This window comes from Actinomadura sp. 9N407, assembly GCF_044326315.1.
GTDB lineage: Bacteria > Actinomycetota > Actinomycetes > Streptosporangiales > Streptosporangiaceae > Spirillospora.
The window spans coordinates 308,300-324,199 of the sequence record NZ_JBIRAW010000008.1 but is presented as its reverse complement, the minus strand read 5'-3'; the positions used below and the strand labels follow the sequence as shown (position 1 = coordinate 324,199).

Genomic DNA, 15,900 nt, shown 5'->3' with positions numbered 1-15,900 from the left:
ACGCGCTTGTTCATCCGGTCAACCTCACTGTGCTGCCGTGACCCCAGAAGATGTACGACAGGACCAGGTTCATCAGGATCATCAGGATGGTGGACTCGCGGATGGCGCGGCCCGCCGCGACGCCCACGCCCACCGGGCCGCCGGAGGCGTAGTAGCCCCGGTAGCAATGGATGAACATCACGATGAACGCGAACACCGCCACCTTGATGACGCTGTAGAACACGTCGATCGGTGGGAGGTACAGGTGGAAGTAGTAGTCGTAGATGCCGGGTGACAACCCGAAGTACTGGGTGGTGATGAACCGGGTGGCGAAGAAGGCCATGAAGAGCGACACCAAATAGAGCGGCACCAGGGCGATCACACCGGCCGCCACCCGGGTGCAGACCAGGTAGGCGAGCGAGTTGATGCCCATGACCTCCAGGGCGTCGATCTCCTCGGAGATCCGCATCGCACCGATCTCGGCGGTGAAACCGGTGCCGACCTGGGCGACCAGCGCCACCCCGGCGATGATCGGGGTGACCTCGCGGACGTTGGAGTAGCTGGCGACGAGGCCGGTGAAGGCCTCCGCTCCGATCCGTTCCAGTCCGGGGTAGCCCTGCAGGCCGACCATCGCGCCGGTGGCCAGCGACATGGTGGCGATCACGAAGATCATGCCGCCGCCGATGACCAGCGCGCCCACGCCGACCGTGATGTCGCTGACCTGCTTGGCCAGCGTCCGGCCGTACTTGCGCCGCAGGATGATGTCGAACAGCAGGTGGTAGAGCACCCGGCCGAGGAAGATCGGCAGATTGAGCGAGCCGACCAGGCCGGCGGTGCGGCCCTGCACCGCCCGGCCCAGCTTGCGTACGGGGGGGATCGCGACCATCAGAACCTCGGGGGGAAAAGGACCTGGTAGAGCATGGTGAGCACGTAGTTCGCCGCGAACACCACGATCGACGTGACCACCACCGCGCGGTTGACCGCGCGGCCGACCCCGACGGGGCCGTAGTCGCAGTTCATGCCCATGTAGCAGGCCACCGCGGCAGCGATGAACCCGAACGTCCAGGCCTTGAACAGGGTGATCAGCAGGTCCGAGAACTGCAGCAGGGTGGTCGCGCCGTCGAAGAAGGCGCCCGGGCTCACACCCTGCTGGATGACGTTGAAGTAGTAGCCGCCGAGCACTCCGGCGAGGATCACCACCGAGCACAGCATCACCGACACCGTGCTCGCCGCCCACAGCCTTGGGGTCACCAGGCGGTGGATGGGGTTGATGCCCATGACCTCCATGGCCGAGAGCTCGTCGCGGATGTTGCGGGCTCCCATGTCGGAGGTGATGGCGGAACCGCCGACGCCGGAGACCAGCAGCGCGGCGGCCAAAGGGGCCACCTGCTGGATCATCGCGGCGACGAGCAGCGCACCGGTACCGGACTGCGCGCCCAGCTGGCGGGCGATGTCGCCGACCTGGAGCGAGATGGTGGCGCCCAGGGGTACGGCGATGAGCATCACGGGGACGCTCGTCACCCGCGCCAGGAACCAGCACTGCTCGATGAACTCACCCCACCACTGGCGCAGGTCCCAGGTGCGTCGGATGCCTTCGAGGAAGGTGACGCACAGCAGGCCGGTCTCGTCGAGGGTCCGGTCGATGCGCTGGCGGGCGAGGTCCGGTGCCTTGGAAAGGCTCAGGGCCATCAGCCGGAGCCCTCCCCATCAGGGGCAGGGGGAAGGGTCATTCCAGCCTCCTTACGTAATCGGACGTCGGCGCTCATCCGAAATCACCGGTCTCTCCGTCCCCGCGGGGAGGCGCGACCGAGGTCGCGCCCCTGCGGTCATGCGGTGAGATCGGCGTCACACACCGGAGACACGAGGGTGACATATACCCACCGGTACCGTCTGTGATCTGGAGCACTCTATTGGAAGATGTTCTAAGAAGCGAGTACTTACATCACTATTCGTCTGAAGTTACGATCCTGGGGTGTCAACTTCCACGCACGGCTGCGTAGACCCTCTGGTCGCAGGCATCCACGACCGCTGGGACGGCCATGAACTCGCGGGCAGCCCGTGGCCGTTCATGTCCATCTGCGCGGTCGGCCGCCTCCACCAGTTCCTGCAGAAGGCTTTGGACATCGAGCTGAAGAAGTTCCAGCTCAGCAAGCCCGCCTACTACATCCTCACGACATTGGCGCTGACCACGCACGGCCGCGCCCGGCTCAGCACGCTCGGCCGGGTGGTGATGATGCATCCCACCTCGGTGAAGCTCACGGTCGACCAGCTGGAAGCGGTCGGCCTGGTGACCCGCAGCCCGCACCCGCACGACCGGCGCGCGACCCTGGTCCACGTCACCGACAAGGGCCGCGAACGGGCCGGCGAGGTGAACGAGGCGCTCGACCTGCCCGGCAGCGCGCTGGCTCCGTTCGGCGACTACCACCGCGACATCTTCGAGTCGCTGCAGCCCGCCCGCGAGGTGGCGGGCGACATGGACTTCTCGCGTCCGGACGACAAGGAACTCTGAGAAGTCCGGAACGCGGTCCCGAAACGCCCTGAACCATCGGTGACATCGCCTGCGTACTGCGTCATCGACGGCGACAGCTCACGGGCGATAGGGCAATCTACTTCCATGCCACAGGGTCACGGCACGCGCAGACGGTCCCCTTCCTCCCGGAAGCAGGGGCGGTCCCGGCAGCGGCGACGACACGAGCGCGGTCCGCGGTCGGCACCACCGCCGCCCGATCCGTACGACGCGTACGGGCGATACGGCCCGGACGAGGAAGGCCCCTACGGGGAAGGCACCCGCACCCCGGAGCCACCGCACAAGGAGCGTGGGCCGGGGCGGCTGCGGCGCGTGCTCACCAGCAACGTCACCATCACCGCCGTCGCGCTCGGCGCGATCGCGACGGCGGTGGTCATGGTCGACCTGGAGTCGCTGAGCGGCGAGAAGAGCAAGCCGCCGCCCGGCAGCGAGAACCTGTCGGCCAACGACATGCTGGCGATGATGGCCACGCCCGACATGGACCCGGTCGCCGCCGCCGGGATCGCCGCCGCCAAGAAGCGGGCGTACGAGGAGCACCAGCGCGACCTCGCGGAACTGAAGGTGAAGGCCGAGCGCGACGCGAAGGCGCGCGCGAAGCTGAAGGCGGCGCAGGAGCGTGACCGCCTCGCCAAGTCCAACCCGAGCGCCGACCAGAACAAGGCGTACGGCAAGAAGATGAACGCCCTCAAGGGGTGGTCCGAATGCTGGCCGTCGCTGGAGACGCTCTGGGATCACGAGAGCGACTGGAACGAGCGCGCCGAGAACCCCTCCAGCGGGGCGTACGGCATCCCGCAGGCGCTGCCGGCGTCCAAGCTGGCCAGCGCCGGCTCCGACTGGCGTACCAGCTCCCCCACGCAGATCGCCTGGGGACTCGGCTACATCAAGGCGCGGTACAAGGACCCCTGCAAGGCGTGGGCGTTCTGGCAGTCGCACAACTGGTATTGACGCCGGGTCCGGCGGGCGGCGGGCAATACCATGTGGGCGTGCGCACGAGCAGAGGTCGGGAGACCGGCAGCGATCGGGAGACCGGTAGAGAGCAGCGGACCGGCAGAGATCGGGAGACCGGCAGAGAGCGGCAGACCAAGGGCGTGGGCGAGGCGGGCGGGAGCCGGCAGTGGGCCCGCGCGGACGCCACCCGCCAGGCGTTGCTGGACGCCGCCCAGCAGGTCTTCGCCGACCGCGGCTACTCCGACGCGGGCATCGCCGAGATCGTCGAGCGTTCCGGGATCAGCGTCGGCAGCCTCTACCACCACTACGGCGGCAAGGCGGGCCTGTACCTGGCGCTGTGGGAGGAGCTCAGCGACGAGCAGGACGCCCAGGCCGCCAGCGCCGTGTCCGCCGCCCGCAAGGCCGGCGAGCGCGACCCGATCGCGCTGTTCGTCGAGGGTTCGCGCGCGTACCTGGAGGTCTGCTGGGACCGCAGGGCGGCGGCGCGGCTGTTCCACAGCGGCGAGGGCCCCTCGGGCTTCTCGCTGATGCGCCGGACGCGGGCGCGGCAGTGGATCGGCCAGAACACCCGGCTGCTGCGCGGCCACGACGGCGACCGCTCGACGCAGGTACTGAGCATGGTGCTGACCACCGTGATCGGCGAGGCGGGACGGGAGATCGCGCTCGCCCCCGACGCCGTGGAGGCCCATGAGATCATTGACGAGGTGTGCCGGATCCTGGTCCGGCTCGCCCGCTGATCGCCGGCTCCCCGCCCGCCCCCCTCGGTCAGCGACCGGAGAGACCAGAGAGCAGAGGTTCCATGCCGACCTCCACGTGGTTCCGCCTCAACGTCGCCAAGCGTGAACGCGTGCTCGAGGTGGCGATGCGCGAGTTCGGGGACCACGGCTACTCCACCGGCAGCCTGAACACCATCGCCCGCGAGGCCGGCATCGCCAAGGGATCGCTGTTCCAGTACTTCAGCGACAAGCTGGAGTTCTTCGCCTTCGTCTGCGACGAGGCGTCCCGCCGCATCCGCGAGGAGATGGAGCGCCGGATCGCGCGGATGGACTTCGACCAGCCCTTCGAGGGCTGGCTGTTCGATGTCTTCTGCGAGTGGAGCGAGTTCATGGCCGAGTACCCGCTGGAACGGGCGGTGACGGCGGCCACCAACTTCGAGCTGGACAACAACGTCCGGTCGGTGGTGCGCGACACCGCCAACCAGCACTACCTGTCGGTCATCCATCCCTCGCTGCAGCTGTGGCAGGAGCGGGGCGACATCCGCCAGGACGCCGATCTCGACGTCCTGGCGACGCTGCTGCTCGTGACGCTGCCGTTCCTCGCGCTGTCGCCGTACTACGACGGGCTCGACCCGGTGCTGGGACTGCGCGGCCGTACGCCGGCGGAGCAGCGGCCGGTGATCCGGCAGCTGATCGCCGGCTTCCGGCCCATGTTCGCCCCGCTGCCGGAATGACCCTTAGCGAGATGGAGCCCCAGAGAACCACGGAGCCTTGGGCAACGCTGGAGCCTTGGGCAACGACAGACCCTTAGGCGAAGATGTACTCCCCTGGCCTGGCCTTGCGGGCACCGGCCCAGAACTCGAAGGTGTGCCCCGGCCACAGGCTGCGGTTGACGCCCTGGTCGTCGAGGTACCAGCTGTCGCAGCCGCCCTCGTTCCACACGGCCTTGCGCAGCCGGCGCTGCATCCGGTCGTTGTACGAGCGCGTCGCCTCGGGCCTGGGCTCGACGGTCTCGGCGCCGCGCTCCTGCATCTGCCGCAGCAGGCTCAGCACGTGCTGGATCTGGGTCTCGATCATGAAGACGACCGAGTTGTGGCCGAGCCCGGTGTTGGGGCCGAGCATCATGAAGAAGTTCGGGAAGCCGGGGATGGTGGTGCCGTGATGCGCCTCGATGCCGTCCGCCCACGCCTCCTGGATCTTCACCCCGTCCCGGCCGATGACCCGCCACTCGGACATGGCGTCCACGACCTTGAAGCCGGTGCCGTAGACGATCGCGTCGACCTCGTACTCTCGGCCGTCCTTGGTGACGATCGAGTGCTCGCGCACCTCGGCCACCGCGCTGGTCTCGACCTCGACGTTGGGCCGGGCGAGGGCGGGATAGTAGTCGTTGGACAGCAGCACGCGCTTGCAGCCGAGCGTGTAGTCGGGTGTGACCTTGGCGCGCAGCTCCGGATCGGAGATCTGCCGCTTGATCTGCCAGCGGGCCAGCTTCTCCTGGGGGGCGGCCAGCCGCGGGTCGATGGTGAAGCCGACGGCACGGGCCTCCAGCGTCCAGTAGATGAGGTCGCGGAACGTCCGGGCCGTACCGGGTACCTTCTCGAACGTCTTGCGGATCGGGGCCGGGATCTTCCGGTCCGGCTTGGGCTGGATCCACGGCGGGGTCCGCTGGAACAGCACCAGCTCGTCCACCTTGCCGACCAGCTGCGGAACGAACTGGATCGCCGAGGCGCCGGTACCGACGACGGCGACCCGCTTGCCGGTGAAATCGTAGGAGTGGTCCCACTCGGCGGAGTGGAACGCCGTGCCCTGGAACCGCTCGATGCCCGGCAGGTCCGGGAAGGAGGGGATGTGCAGCGCGCCCACGCCCGAGACCACCGCGCGGGACGTCAGCACCTCCCCGTCGGCGAGCGTCACGTTCCAGCGGCGCGCGTCCTCGTCGTACTCCATCGCGTCCACGGCGCTGCCGAACCGGATGTGCTCGCGGACCCCGTACTTGTCGGCGGTCCGTTCCATGTACGCGCGGATCTCCGGCTGCGGCGCGAACATCCGCGTCCAGCCGGGGTTGAGCTCGAACGAGAACGAGTACATGTGGGACGGAACGTCGCAGGCGCACCCGGGATAGGTGTTGTCGTGCCAGGTGCCGCCGAGGGCTTCGCTCTTCTCCAGGATCACGAAGTCGTCGAAGCCGTTCTTCTTCAGCCGGATGGCCATGCCCAGCCCGGCGAAGCCGGAGCCGATGATGACGATCCCGTGGCCCGATCGCGTCGAGTGCTCGCTCATGCCGTCCCTTCCACGTTAACCTACTCTGAGTAAGTTACTACGGGTAGGTTACTGACACCAGGTCCAATGGACCAGATCGGCCGAGAGGATTTTCCTGTGAGCGCCGCCACACCCCCGAGACGCCGGATGTCGCGCGCCGAGCGGGAGCGCCAGATGCTGGACGTGGCCGAGGAGATCTTCGGCGAGCGCGGCTACCGCGCCACGTCGATGGACGAGATCGCCGAGCGGTGCGGCGTCTCCAAGCCGATGCTGTACGAGTACTTCGGGTCCAAGGACGGGCTGCTGCTGGCCTGCGTCTCCCGTTCGCAGGCCGAACTGCACGAGGTCACGCAGAAGGCCATCGCCGGGGCCACCACCCCGCAGGACGTCCTCTGGCGCGGGATGGTCGCCTACTTCTCGTTCATCGACTCGCACAGCCGGTCGTTCGCGATGCTGGCCCAGCAGCCGTTCGGCGGGCCGCCGGAGACGCCGGAGGCGATCGAGGGCATCCGCCGGCAGCAGACCGCACTGATCGCGGGCGTGCTGGCCACCTTCGCCGCGGACGCTCCGGCCGATGCCGTCGAGGCGTACACCGAGATCATCATCGGTGCCTCCGAGCGGCTGTCCCTATGGCGCACCCGCCGTCCCGACGTGACGGTCGAGGAGACCGCCCGCTACATGACCGACTTCTGCTGGAACGGCCTCAGCCCGTACCTGAGGGAACTCGATATCTAGTGCGGTGACCACGATCCTTCGCCACGCCGCTGCTTCCGTTGACTCGTGGCGTGTTCGCCTATGGCCCTGGCGTTCTGAGGCGAACATGCCACGAGTCAACCTGGGCACGCCGGTGGCACCGCGCTAGGAGACCCGGCGGGGCAGTCCGTCCAGGGACTGGATGAGCAGGTCGAGGCCGAACTCGAAGTCGGTCTCCGGATCCTGCCGGGCCAGCTCCGGCGCCAGCGCGATCACGTGCGGGAACCGTTCCGGGTCGAGCCGGGCGAAGGTGGCGACCGAGGCGTGCTCCAGATGGTCGAGCATCTTGACCGCGCCGACCTCGCGCATCTGCGCGCCCAGCGCGTACGCCAGCAGCGCCCGCATGGCCCGGACGGAGGTCGGCCCGTCGAACCCGGCGGCGTCGGCCAGCGCCAGCGCCCGCTCGGCCGGCCGCAGCGCGACCGGGGTGTCGATCTTGTGGGTCAGCACGATCGTCATGCAGCGCGGGTAGTCGTGCGCGACCTTGCGGAAGGCGCGCACCAGCGCGCGCGCCCATTCCTTCCAGTCCTCGCCTTGGCCGCCGGGCTCGCCCGGCCCGCCGGCGTCACCCGGGTCGCCGAGGTCCATCCGCGCGACGACGTGCTCCGCGACGCCCTCCAGGAGGGCCGCCTTGTTGGGTACGTGGTTGTAGAGCGACATGACAGCGACGCCCAGTTCGGCGGCCACGGCGCGCATCGACAGCCCGTCGCTGCCCTCGCGCTCGATCAGTTCCACGGCGGCCTGGACGATGCGTTCCCTGGAGAGCGCGGGCCGCACCTCCGGCGGGTGGATCCTCTTCGCCATCGCCCGTTCCTCTCACTGCCCCGGCCACCGTTGACACCCGTAAGTACCGCGTGACACGGTACGTACATTGTACGTTTGACAGGCAGCGCACGCGCGTACAGCGTACGTGGGGTCCGCGAAGGAGCCGCCCGTGTCGACTCATGACCTCTACACCCACCCCGTCTCCACGTCCACCTACGACATCCCGCTGGCCGGCGATACCCGGTTCACCTGGGAGTACGACGACGGCCGCGAACGCCTCCTCGCCCTCTACCAGAAGGGCAAGGACAAGCAGTGGGACTCCACCAAGCGGATCGACTGGGATCTCGAGGTCGACCCGCACAACGTGATGGGCGTCCCCGACCAGTCGCTGGCCATCTACGGCACCAAGTACTGGGACATGCTCAGCCTCAAGGAGCGCGGTGAGCTGCGCCAGCACCAGGCGTCCTGGCAGTTCTCCCAGTTCGTGCACGGCGAGCAGGGCGCGATGGTCACCGCGGCGCGGATCGTGGAGACGGTGCCCGATCTGGACGCCAAGTTCTACTCCGCCACCCAGACCATGGACGAGGCCCGGCACGTCGAGCTGTTCGCCAAGTTCCTGCAGGACAAGATCGGGATGGTCTACCCGATCAACACCAAGCTGCAGGAGCTACTGGACGAGACACTGAGCGACTCCCGCTGGGACATGCCCTACCTCGGCATGCAGGTGCTCATCGAGGGCCTGGCGCTGGCCGCGTTCGGCGTCATCCGCGACATCAGCACCAAGCCGCTGCCCAAGCAGATCCTCGCGTACGTGATGCAGGACGAGGCCCGGCACGTCGCGTTCGGCCGGATGGCGCTGCGCGAGTACTACGGGCAGCTGTCGGCCCCCGAACTCAAGGAGCGCGAGGAGTTCGTCATCGAGGGCTGCCACCTGATGCGCGACCGCATCCGCGGCCGGGAGATCTGGACGAACTTCGGGATCGACCCCGCCGAGGTCGACGAGATGGTGGAGAACTCCCCGTACATGCGGATGTTCCAGGGCCTGCTGTTCAGCCGGATCGTTCCGTGCGTCAAGGACATCGGGCTGTGGAGCGAGCGGATCCAGGGCACGTTCGAGGAGATGGGCGTGCTGGAGGCGTCCAAGGCCGACCTCGACGCGCTGATGCACCAGGACGAGGAGATCGCCGAGAAGCTGGACGCCGAGCGGTTCGCCGCCGAGGAGGCCGACCGCAAGGCCGAGGTCGACGAGGTCATCGCCGCCGAACTGAGCGGCTGACGGTTCGACGGCCCGGCGGCCCGACGGTTTGACGACCTGGAGGGCCACCGGCCTGACGACCTGATGACCCTGCCGGGCTGAACGGTTCGGCGCCGAACGGTTGACGGGTGGCGCCCGGGCGCCGGACGATCTCAGGCACGCCCGGACGTCCCCCACCACCGGAGGCAGGCACCATGCCCCTCACGCACTTCGACGGCGCTCTCGCCGTCGTCACCGGAGCCGGCAGCGGCATCGGCCGCGCCACCACGCTCGCCCTCGCCGAGCGCGGTGCCACGGTCATCGCCGCCGACATCGACCTGCCCGCCGCCGAGCGCACCGTCACCCTGGCGAAGGCGCTCGGCGCGGCCGGCACCGCCTACCAGGTCGACGTGTCCGACGCGGCGGCGATGGAGGGCTTCGCGGCGGAGGTGCGCGAGGTCCACCGCGTCCCCGACATCGTCGTCAACAACGCCGGCATCGCGGTCGCCGGTTCCTTCCTCGACACCGGCGTCGAGGACTGGGAACGCGTCATCGGCGTCAACCTGTGGGGCGTGATCCACGGCTCCCGGCTGTTCGGCAACCAGATGGCCGAACGGGTCCGGGCCCTGCCCGCCAAGCCGGACAAGCCCAACTTCGGCGGCCACATCGTCAACATCGCCTCGGCCGCCGCCTACGGCCCGTCCCGCGTGATGCCCGCGTACTGCACCACCAAGGCGGCCGTGGTGATGCTGAGCGACTGCCTGCGCGGCGAGCTGGCCGGGCTGCGCATCGGCGTCACCGCCGTCTGCCCGGGCTTCTCCGGGACGAACATCTTCCGCAACGCCACGTTCGTCGGGATGGAGGACGCCGAGCGCGAGCGCCTGCGCGGGCTCGGCGAGCGGGCGCTCAAGGCCCGCCGCTACCCGCCGGAGAAGGTCGCCGAACGGATCGTCGAGGCCATCGTCAAGAACAAGCCCCTGGTCCCCGTCAACTTCGAGGCCCATCTCATCCACGCGCTGTCGAGGATCTCTCCCGGCTCGATGCGCCTGCTCGCACGGGGGCCCGCCCCGCTGCGCTGACCCGTCCCGGGGGAGGAGAGGAGCCGGCCCCATGACCGCCCCCGCCCCACCGAACGACCGTCCCCGCACCTGGAAGGCCCGGATCCGGTGCCGCGACGGCGACCACACGCTGGAGCTCACCGACCGCGAACTCGTCGCCGAACGCCTGCTGCGCACGTCCCGCAAGCACTCGTACGACCCCGACACCGACATCGACTGGGACGCGCCGCAGGATCCGGACCGCTTCTACACGCCCCCGCAGCTGGTGTCCCTGTACGAGACGCCGCTGTGGGACGCGCTCACCCACCGGCAGCGGGTCGAGCTGAGCAAGCAGGAGATGTGCAGCATCGCCTCGTTCGGCATCTGGTCCGAGCTGATGCTGATGCAGTCGCTCATCATGCACGCCTACCGGGGCCGCTACGACAGCGACCATGTCGGGTACGCGCTGACCGAGATCGCCGACGAGTGCCGGCACTCCCGGATGTTCGCCCGGATGGTCCGTACCTGCGGCCTGCGCACACACCGCCCCCGCGCCCTGGAGTTCCAGACGGGCAAGCTGGCCGGCGCGGTGTACGACCCGATGCCGATGTTCGCCGGCACGCTGGTCGTCGAGGAGTTCACCGACGCGTTCCAGCGGCTCACGTTCCCCGACGAGGACATCCAGCCGATGGTCCGCCAGGTCACCCGGATCCATGTGATCGAGGAGGCCCGGCACATCAAGTACGCCCGCGAGGAGCTCAAGCGGCTGGTGGCGAAGGCGCATCCGGTCCGGCGCCGGATGGCCGCGTACGGCCTGGCCCAGGCGACGCGCGTGATGGCCACGCAGGTCATCCACCCGTCCTGCTACGAGGCGGTGGGGCTCGACCCGAAGCTCGCCCGCCGGGTGGCCGCCCGCAGCCCGCACCGCCGCGCCACGCTCGAGTGGGCCTTCCGCAAGTGCACCGGCTTCTTCGACGAGGTCGGCTTCCTGGACGGCCGCGCCGGCGACGTCTGGCGCAAATCAGGCCTACTGGCGAAGGACTCCCTCGGCTAGCATCCCGGCGGCAGATCGCTCCTGGACGGGCACCTCGTCAGGGTGGTCCAGGAGGGCCAAGCAGGCCGCGTACCCCGTACGGGGCGCGAGGCCGTGCATGGCGATCCGCCCGTCCAGCCCGGGACGTCCCTCCCAGGACAGCAGCCGGGGCGGCTCGTCCGGCGCGGAGACGCGCAGGTCTCCCATCGGGACCCGCAGGCCGTCACCGGTGGCCTTCAGGAGCGCCTCCTTGCGCGTCCAGTACGCCAGCAGGCCGGCGGGACCGCCCGCGTCCTCGCCAGGGGCCAGCAGATGGCCGGCGATGTCGTCGCCGATCCGGCCGCTGTCCTCCTCCACGTCCACCCCGAGCGGCCCGTACGGCGACACGGCCACAGCGACCAAGTCGCCAGAGTGCGACACCGACAGGTGCGGGACGGACGGCTGTGAGACCGACAGGTGGGTGGCCGCCGGGTCTGCGGGCAACAGGGCTGGGCCGCCGGCGATCACGGGCGGGCCGTGCGGCTGGTCGCAGTCGGCGCAGGCGCGGGTGAGCGGAACACGTTCTGCCGGAATCCCGAGCCGGGCCCCGGCCACCAGCCGGGTGATCGCCACCCCGAGCGTGAACCGGTCGCGGTCGGCCTCGCGCAGATAGCGCCCCCGGCGGCCCCGCTCGGCCGGATCGAGGAGACCGATCAGCCCGGGCCGCGCATCGTTTCGGGCCGCCCACCAAACGGTAACCGGTTCCACTTTCGCTCCATTCTTCGCGGGGCCGGGGACCGTCACATTAACCGATGGCATGTTCGCTATTCATCACTCGATGCCATTGGTTCGTCACGCCCACGATAAAGGCCGCGGGATGATGGTCCATCCCGCGGCCCGTCGACTCGGAGCCTTGGCTCTCAACTCGGGAGTCACCTGACCCAGGACACTCCATCCGGCTGTGCGGCCACGTCGCCGACCTCCTCCTCCCCGAACATGCCACGCCGTACCGCCCCGATCACCTGGCGGGTACGCGGCGCCGCCCCTCCCTTTATCGGAACAGCTTATAAGCATGGTAATGCGAATATGCCATGATCGGCCGGTTCGGATCGGAAACGATTTAACGGAAGCCGCCCAGCACTTCCCTGGCGACCCGGGTCGCATTGGCCAGGCAGTCCCGCTCGCGCGCGTCGGCCGCGCTCTCATCGCCCGTCTGCTCGCTGTAGCTGACCGTTATCACCGCGTTGCGGACCCGTACGGTGACCTGACCGACGACCGTCGGCTGCCCCCGGTCGGCCTTGAACCAGCGGTACGCCTCGTCCCCCATCCCGGACTGGCGGTGCAGGCTCACCGTCCGTTCCAGAGTGGCGTTGTGGGCCTGCGTCCACTGCGCCCCGAAGTAGCTCTTGGCGTCATCCACAGGCGTCGCGGTGTGGGCGGGCGCGTACAGGTGCGCCTCGACCCGCAGCCAGCGGAAGTCGTCCCCACCGGACGAGTAGGTGCACGTGGTCAGCGTCTGGTTGGAGCTCTCGCGCCGCTCCGGCTGCGGGATCAGGCTCTGCACCGTGCCGGCCGCGACCGTCCCGCACGGCGGCGGGAGCGTGGTGATCGGCTCCACCGGCGCGGGCCGCGCGCTCGGCGGCGCCGTACCGGACGGCGACGCGCTGGAGGACGCCTGCGCCCCCTCCCCCTTGGAATCGCCTGGCGGCATGGACGCCGGAACGATCCGGTCGTCCCCGTCCGGGACGAGCACGAACACCGCTCCCGCCGCCAGCGCGAAGGAGACCACCGCGATGAGGATCACCAGCAGCCGCGGCCGCCGCGCCGGTGACGGCGGCTCCGGCGGCGAGTACACCCTCTGGAAGGGTTCCGGCGGACGCGGAAGGCCCACTCCCGACTCCCTTGGTCGCCCCATGTCACTCGCACGGTAATCGCCCCCAAGCCAGGCTGGCCAGCTTTCGGGAAGGCAGGTGTTAGTGGCGTCCGGTGACCCCGGCCCGCCTGTCCAGGTGGAACGGACCCAGGCGACGAGCCCCCAGGCGAGGAGCGCAGCTCGCGAAGGCACAATGGACACGTGTTGCTCGTGGAGATCGCTCATACTTCGGGCGCGGTCGCCAAGACCTCGGCCCGCAAGGCCAAGATCGAACTACTGGCCGGCTGCCTGCGCGCCGCCGGCCCCGCCGAGGCGCCCTTCGTGGTCGCCTATCTCTCCGGTGAGCTCCCGCAGCGCCAGATCGGCGTGGGGTACGCCTCGCTGCGCGACGTCCCGCCACCCGCCGCCGAGCCCGCCCTGACCGTCCCCGAGGTGGACGCCGCGTTCAGCGAGATCGGCGCGGTGTCCGGCAAGGGATCGGTGATCCGCCGACGCGAGCTGCTGTCCGCGCTCCTGGCCCGGGCCACGCACGTCGAGCAGGACTTCCTCATCCGGCTGCTGTCCGGCGAGCTGCGCCAGGGCGCGCTGGAGGGGGTGATGGCCGAGGGCATCGCATCCGCGGCCAAGGTCCCCGCCACCGAGGTACGCCGGGCCGTCATGCTGCGTGGCGCCCTCGGCCCGGTCGCCTCCGCGGCCCTGTCCGACGGTGTCGACGCCCTCCGCGCGTTCACGCTGGAGGTGGGCCGCCCGATCAAGCCAATGCTCGCGGCCGCCGCCCCTTCCGTGGACGAGGCGTACGAGAAGAGCGACCTCAAGAAGGGCGACAAGACCGGGACCGAGGCCGCGGTGGAGTGGAAGCTCGACGGCATCCGCGCCCAGATCCATGTCAGCCGGCCTTCACCCGAGAAGCCAGGGGAGGAAGCAGGGGATGCAGCGGAACTCCCGCGCATCGCGATCTTCACCCGCACCCTCGACGACATCACCGACCGGCTGCCCGAGGTCGTCGAGGTGCTGCGCGGGCTTCCGGTCCGCGACGCGGTGTTCGACGGCGAAGTGATCGCGCTGCGCCCGGACGGGCGGCCGCACCCGTTCCAGATCACCGCGGCCCGTACCGCCACCCGTACCCGCCAGGCCGGCCCCGAGCAGGTGCCGCTGTCGGTGTTCCTGTTCGACGTCCTGCATCTCGACGGCGAGGACCTGCTCGACCGTCCCGGCACGGAGCGGAACGCGGCGCTCGTACGGGCCGTCCCGGAGAAGCTGCGGATGCCCCGCGTCCTCACCGCCGACCCGGCCGAGGCCAAGGCCTTCCTCGACGAGGCGGTCGCCCTCGGCCACGAGGGCGTGCTGATCAAGTCGCCCGCCACCCCGTACACCGCGGGCCGCCGCGGCGCGGGCTGGATCAAGGTCAAGCCCCGGCACACCCTCGACCTGGTGGTCCTGGCCGTCGAGTGGGGCAGCGGCCGCCGCCAGGGCCTGCTGTCCAACCTGCATCTGGGCGCCCGCGATCCCGAAACCGGCGGCTTCGTGATGCTGGGCAAGACGTTCAAGGGCCTGACCGACAAGCTGCTGGCCTGGCAGACCGAGGCGCTCCGCGCGCTGGCCGTACGCGAGGACGACTGGACGGTCCACGTCCGGCCCGAGCTCGTGGTCGAGATCGCGTTCGACGGCGTCCAGCGCAGCACCCGCTACCCCGGCGGCATCGCGCTCCGCTTCGCCCGCGTCCTGCGCTACCGCCCCGACAAGACCGCCGCCGAGGCCGACACCATCGACACCGTCCGCGCCGTAGCCCCCGCCTTCGACTGATCCCCGTTGACTTGTGGCGTGTTCGCCCCTGGCGTCGCCCTTGGAGGCGAACTCGCCACGAGTCGACGCGAGACCGCGACGCTCGCCGCTAGTTGTGGCGAGTGGGGCGGCCGGCGGGGGGTTCGGTCTTGCGGCGGTGCAGGGAACGGTCGAACGGGCGGCGGCGGTTGACGCGGTCGCGGCGTTCCTGGGCCCGGCGGTGGCGCCGTTCGGGCGGGATGAGGTCGTGCCGGCCGGCGATGAACTCCTGGACCCAGATCTTGGCGCGGATCAGCGGCCGGCGGAAGCGCACCTCGTGCCAGAGGGCACGGCGGTGCTTGCGCGAGCCCGGCGCGTACCGCCAGCGGGCCCAGGGCGAGCCCGGACGGGCCACCCGGAACACGCCGATCACCAGCAGCACCGGGATGAACAGCCCGATCATGCCGGTCCAGATCTTGCCCTTGAGCAGGGTGAGGACGGCCAGTACCAGATTGATGATCAACGAGCCCACGTACACGCCGATCACGAACGGGCGGCCGAGGTCACCGGTCAGATCGGGTTCCAGGCCCTCGAAGCCGACTGGGCGGACGCCCAGCAGCAGCAGCAGGCCGGTGACCGCGATCGCCACGAAGACGGCGTCCACGCTGGCGCGGCCCTTCTCCGTCCAGTAGACGTCGCTGAGGTGCAGGATCAGCGCGAACTCGTCCAGCACCAGGGCCGACCCCATGCCGAACACCACCGCCGCCGCGACGACGAATCCGCCGTACTCGTCGGGGATGGCGAAGCCGGCCACCCCGCCGACCAGCATCAGCACCACACCGAAGACGACATGGTGGATGTGCAGGTCACCGGCCTTGACGTTGCGGAACCACCAGCGGACGTCGGCCCGGATCAGCCGGACGTTCACCCGCGTGAACAGGAACGTGACGATGAAGGCCACGAAGAAACCGAGCAGCGGCGACCGGCCCGCGTCGACGATGCGCAGCCCGAAGAACTCTGACATGGACCCCCCGCG

The 15,900-nt window shown here is 69.6% G+C and carries 16 protein-coding genes; 9 read left to right on the top strand and 7 right to left on the bottom strand.

The genetic code is table 11. The features are described 5' to 3' along the window. Positions 1–10 precede the first annotated feature (10 nt). Positions 11–865, bottom strand: coding sequence for an ABC transporter permease (locus tag ACH34Q_RS15895; protein WP_395983690.1), 855 nt, complete (start codon positions 863–865; stop codon positions 11–13). Continuing rightward, on the bottom strand, positions 865–1,668 hold the full coding sequence (locus tag ACH34Q_RS15890) for an MlaE family ABC transporter permease (RefSeq protein ID WP_395983689.1): 804 nt from the start codon (positions 1,666–1,668) through the stop codon (positions 865–867). The genes ACH34Q_RS15895 and ACH34Q_RS15890 overlap by 1 nt, the downstream gene beginning before the upstream one ends. A 283-nt stretch (positions 1,669–1,951) precedes the next feature. Here ACH34Q_RS15890 and ACH34Q_RS15885 point away from each other — a divergent pair, with 283 nt between their 5' ends. The 4 genes from ACH34Q_RS15885 to ACH34Q_RS15870 all read left to right on the top strand — a co-directional run bounded on the left by ACH34Q_RS15885 (position 1,952) and on the right by ACH34Q_RS15870 (position 4,904). After that, entirely contained in the window at positions 1,952–2,488 is a 537-nt protein-coding gene (locus ACH34Q_RS15885) for a MarR family winged helix-turn-helix transcriptional regulator (protein ID WP_395983688.1), read from the top strand. A 330-nt stretch (positions 2,489–2,818) separates the two neighbouring features. Beyond that, positions 2,819–3,451 (top strand): lytic transglycosylase domain-containing protein, encoded by a 633-nt coding sequence (locus tag ACH34Q_RS15880; protein WP_395983687.1) that lies wholly within the window; start codon positions 2,819–2,821, stop codon positions 3,449–3,451. Positions 3,452–3,489: 38 nt separating this feature from the next. After that, positions 3,490–4,191, top strand: coding sequence for a TetR/AcrR family transcriptional regulator (locus tag ACH34Q_RS15875; RefSeq protein WP_395983686.1), 702 nt, complete (start codon positions 3,490–3,492; stop codon positions 4,189–4,191). 62 nt (positions 4,192–4,253) lie between these two features. Next, a complete protein-coding gene (locus ACH34Q_RS15870) occupies positions 4,254–4,904 on the top strand; it encodes a TetR/AcrR family transcriptional regulator (RefSeq protein ID WP_395983685.1) in 651 nt (216 codons plus the stop codon). A 73-nt stretch (positions 4,905–4,977) separates the two neighbouring features. Here ACH34Q_RS15870 and ACH34Q_RS15865 read toward each other — a convergent pair whose 3' ends face one another. Further along, positions 4,978–6,450, bottom strand: a complete 1,473-nt coding sequence (locus tag ACH34Q_RS15865; protein WP_395983684.1) for a flavin-containing monooxygenase — start codon at positions 6,448–6,450, stop codon at positions 4,978–4,980. A gap of 96 nt (positions 6,451–6,546) precedes the next feature. On the opposite strand from ACH34Q_RS15865, the gene ACH34Q_RS15860 reads away from it, so the two are divergent. Next, a complete protein-coding gene (locus tag ACH34Q_RS15860; protein WP_395983683.1) occupies positions 6,547–7,164 on the top strand; it encodes a TetR/AcrR family transcriptional regulator in 618 nt (205 codons plus the stop codon). A 123-nt stretch (positions 7,165–7,287) separates the two neighbouring features. Here ACH34Q_RS15860 and ACH34Q_RS15855 read toward each other — a convergent pair whose 3' ends face one another. Then, entirely contained in the window at positions 7,288–7,986 is a 699-nt protein-coding gene (locus ACH34Q_RS15855) for a TetR/AcrR family transcriptional regulator (RefSeq protein WP_395983682.1), read from the bottom strand. 130 nt (positions 7,987–8,116) lie between these two features. Here ACH34Q_RS15855 and ACH34Q_RS15850 point away from each other — a divergent pair, with 130 nt between their 5' ends. The 3 genes from ACH34Q_RS15850 (at position 8,117) to ACH34Q_RS15840 (ending at position 11,272) form a co-directional block, all read left to right on the top strand. Then, positions 8,117–9,223, top strand: coding sequence for a ferritin-like domain-containing protein (locus ACH34Q_RS15850; protein WP_395983681.1), 1,107 nt, complete (start codon positions 8,117–8,119; stop codon positions 9,221–9,223). A gap of 173 nt (positions 9,224–9,396) precedes the next feature. Next, entirely contained in the window at positions 9,397–10,260 is an 864-nt protein-coding gene (locus ACH34Q_RS15845) for an SDR family NAD(P)-dependent oxidoreductase (RefSeq protein WP_395983680.1), read from the top strand. Between the two features lie 31 nt (positions 10,261–10,291). Beyond that, positions 10,292–11,272: a diiron oxygenase gene (locus tag ACH34Q_RS15840; RefSeq protein ID WP_395983679.1), complete on the top strand. Its 981-nt coding sequence runs from the start codon at positions 10,292–10,294 to the stop codon at positions 11,270–11,272. Here ACH34Q_RS15840 and ACH34Q_RS15835 read toward each other — a convergent pair. Both ACH34Q_RS15835 and ACH34Q_RS15830 read right to left on the bottom strand, forming a co-directional pair. Next, positions 11,246–11,998: a 4'-phosphopantetheinyl transferase family protein gene (locus ACH34Q_RS15835; protein ID WP_395983678.1), complete on the bottom strand. Its 753-nt coding sequence runs from the start codon at positions 11,996–11,998 to the stop codon at positions 11,246–11,248. The genes ACH34Q_RS15840 and ACH34Q_RS15835 overlap by 27 nt on opposite strands. Before the next feature lie 352 nt (positions 11,999–12,350). Next, entirely contained in the window at positions 12,351–13,121 is a 771-nt protein-coding gene (locus ACH34Q_RS15830; protein ID WP_395983677.1) for a hypothetical protein, read from the bottom strand. A gap of 183 nt (positions 13,122–13,304) precedes the next feature. Here ACH34Q_RS15830 and ACH34Q_RS15825 point away from each other — a divergent pair, with 183 nt between their 5' ends. Then, on the top strand, positions 13,305–14,906 hold the full coding sequence (locus tag ACH34Q_RS15825) for an ATP-dependent DNA ligase (RefSeq protein WP_395983676.1): 1,602 nt from the start codon (positions 13,305–13,307) through the stop codon (positions 14,904–14,906). A gap of 88 nt (positions 14,907–14,994) precedes the next feature. Here the strand turns inward: ACH34Q_RS15825 and ACH34Q_RS15820 are convergent, their stop codons facing one another. Further along, a complete protein-coding gene (locus ACH34Q_RS15820) occupies positions 14,995–15,888 on the bottom strand; it encodes a hypothetical protein (RefSeq protein WP_395983675.1) in 894 nt (297 codons plus the stop codon). Positions 15,889–15,900 lie beyond the last annotated feature (12 nt).

What these genes read in the sequence shown, in the direction of transcription:
- ACH34Q_RS15895 (WP_395983690.1), bottom strand. Translation starts at nt 865, where the DNA reads ATGGTCGCGATCCCCCCCGTACGCAAGCTGGGCCGGGCGGTGCAGGGC.
- ACH34Q_RS15890 (WP_395983689.1), bottom strand. Translation starts at nt 1,668, where the DNA reads ATGGCCCTGAGCCTTTCCAAGGCACCGGACCTCGCCCGCCAGCGCATC.
- ACH34Q_RS15870 (WP_395983685.1), top strand. Translation starts at nt 4,254, where the DNA reads ATGCCGACCTCCACGTGGTTCCGCCTCAACGTCGCCAAGCGTGAACGC.
- ACH34Q_RS15865 (WP_395983684.1), bottom strand. Translation starts at nt 6,450, where the DNA reads ATGAGCGAGCACTCGACGCGATCGGGCCACGGGATCGTCATCATCGGC.
- ACH34Q_RS15855 (WP_395983682.1), bottom strand. Translation starts at nt 7,986, where the DNA reads ATGGCGAAGAGGATCCACCCGCCGGAGGTGCGGCCCGCGCTCTCCAGG.
- ACH34Q_RS15845 (WP_395983680.1), top strand. Translation starts at nt 9,397, where the DNA reads ATGCCCCTCACGCACTTCGACGGCGCTCTCGCCGTCGTCACCGGAGCC.
- ACH34Q_RS15840 (WP_395983679.1), top strand. Translation starts at nt 10,292, where the DNA reads ATGACCGCCCCCGCCCCACCGAACGACCGTCCCCGCACCTGGAAGGCC.
- ACH34Q_RS15820 (WP_395983675.1), bottom strand. Translation starts at nt 15,888, where the DNA reads ATGTCAGAGTTCTTCGGGCTGCGCATCGTCGACGCGGGCCGGTCGCCG.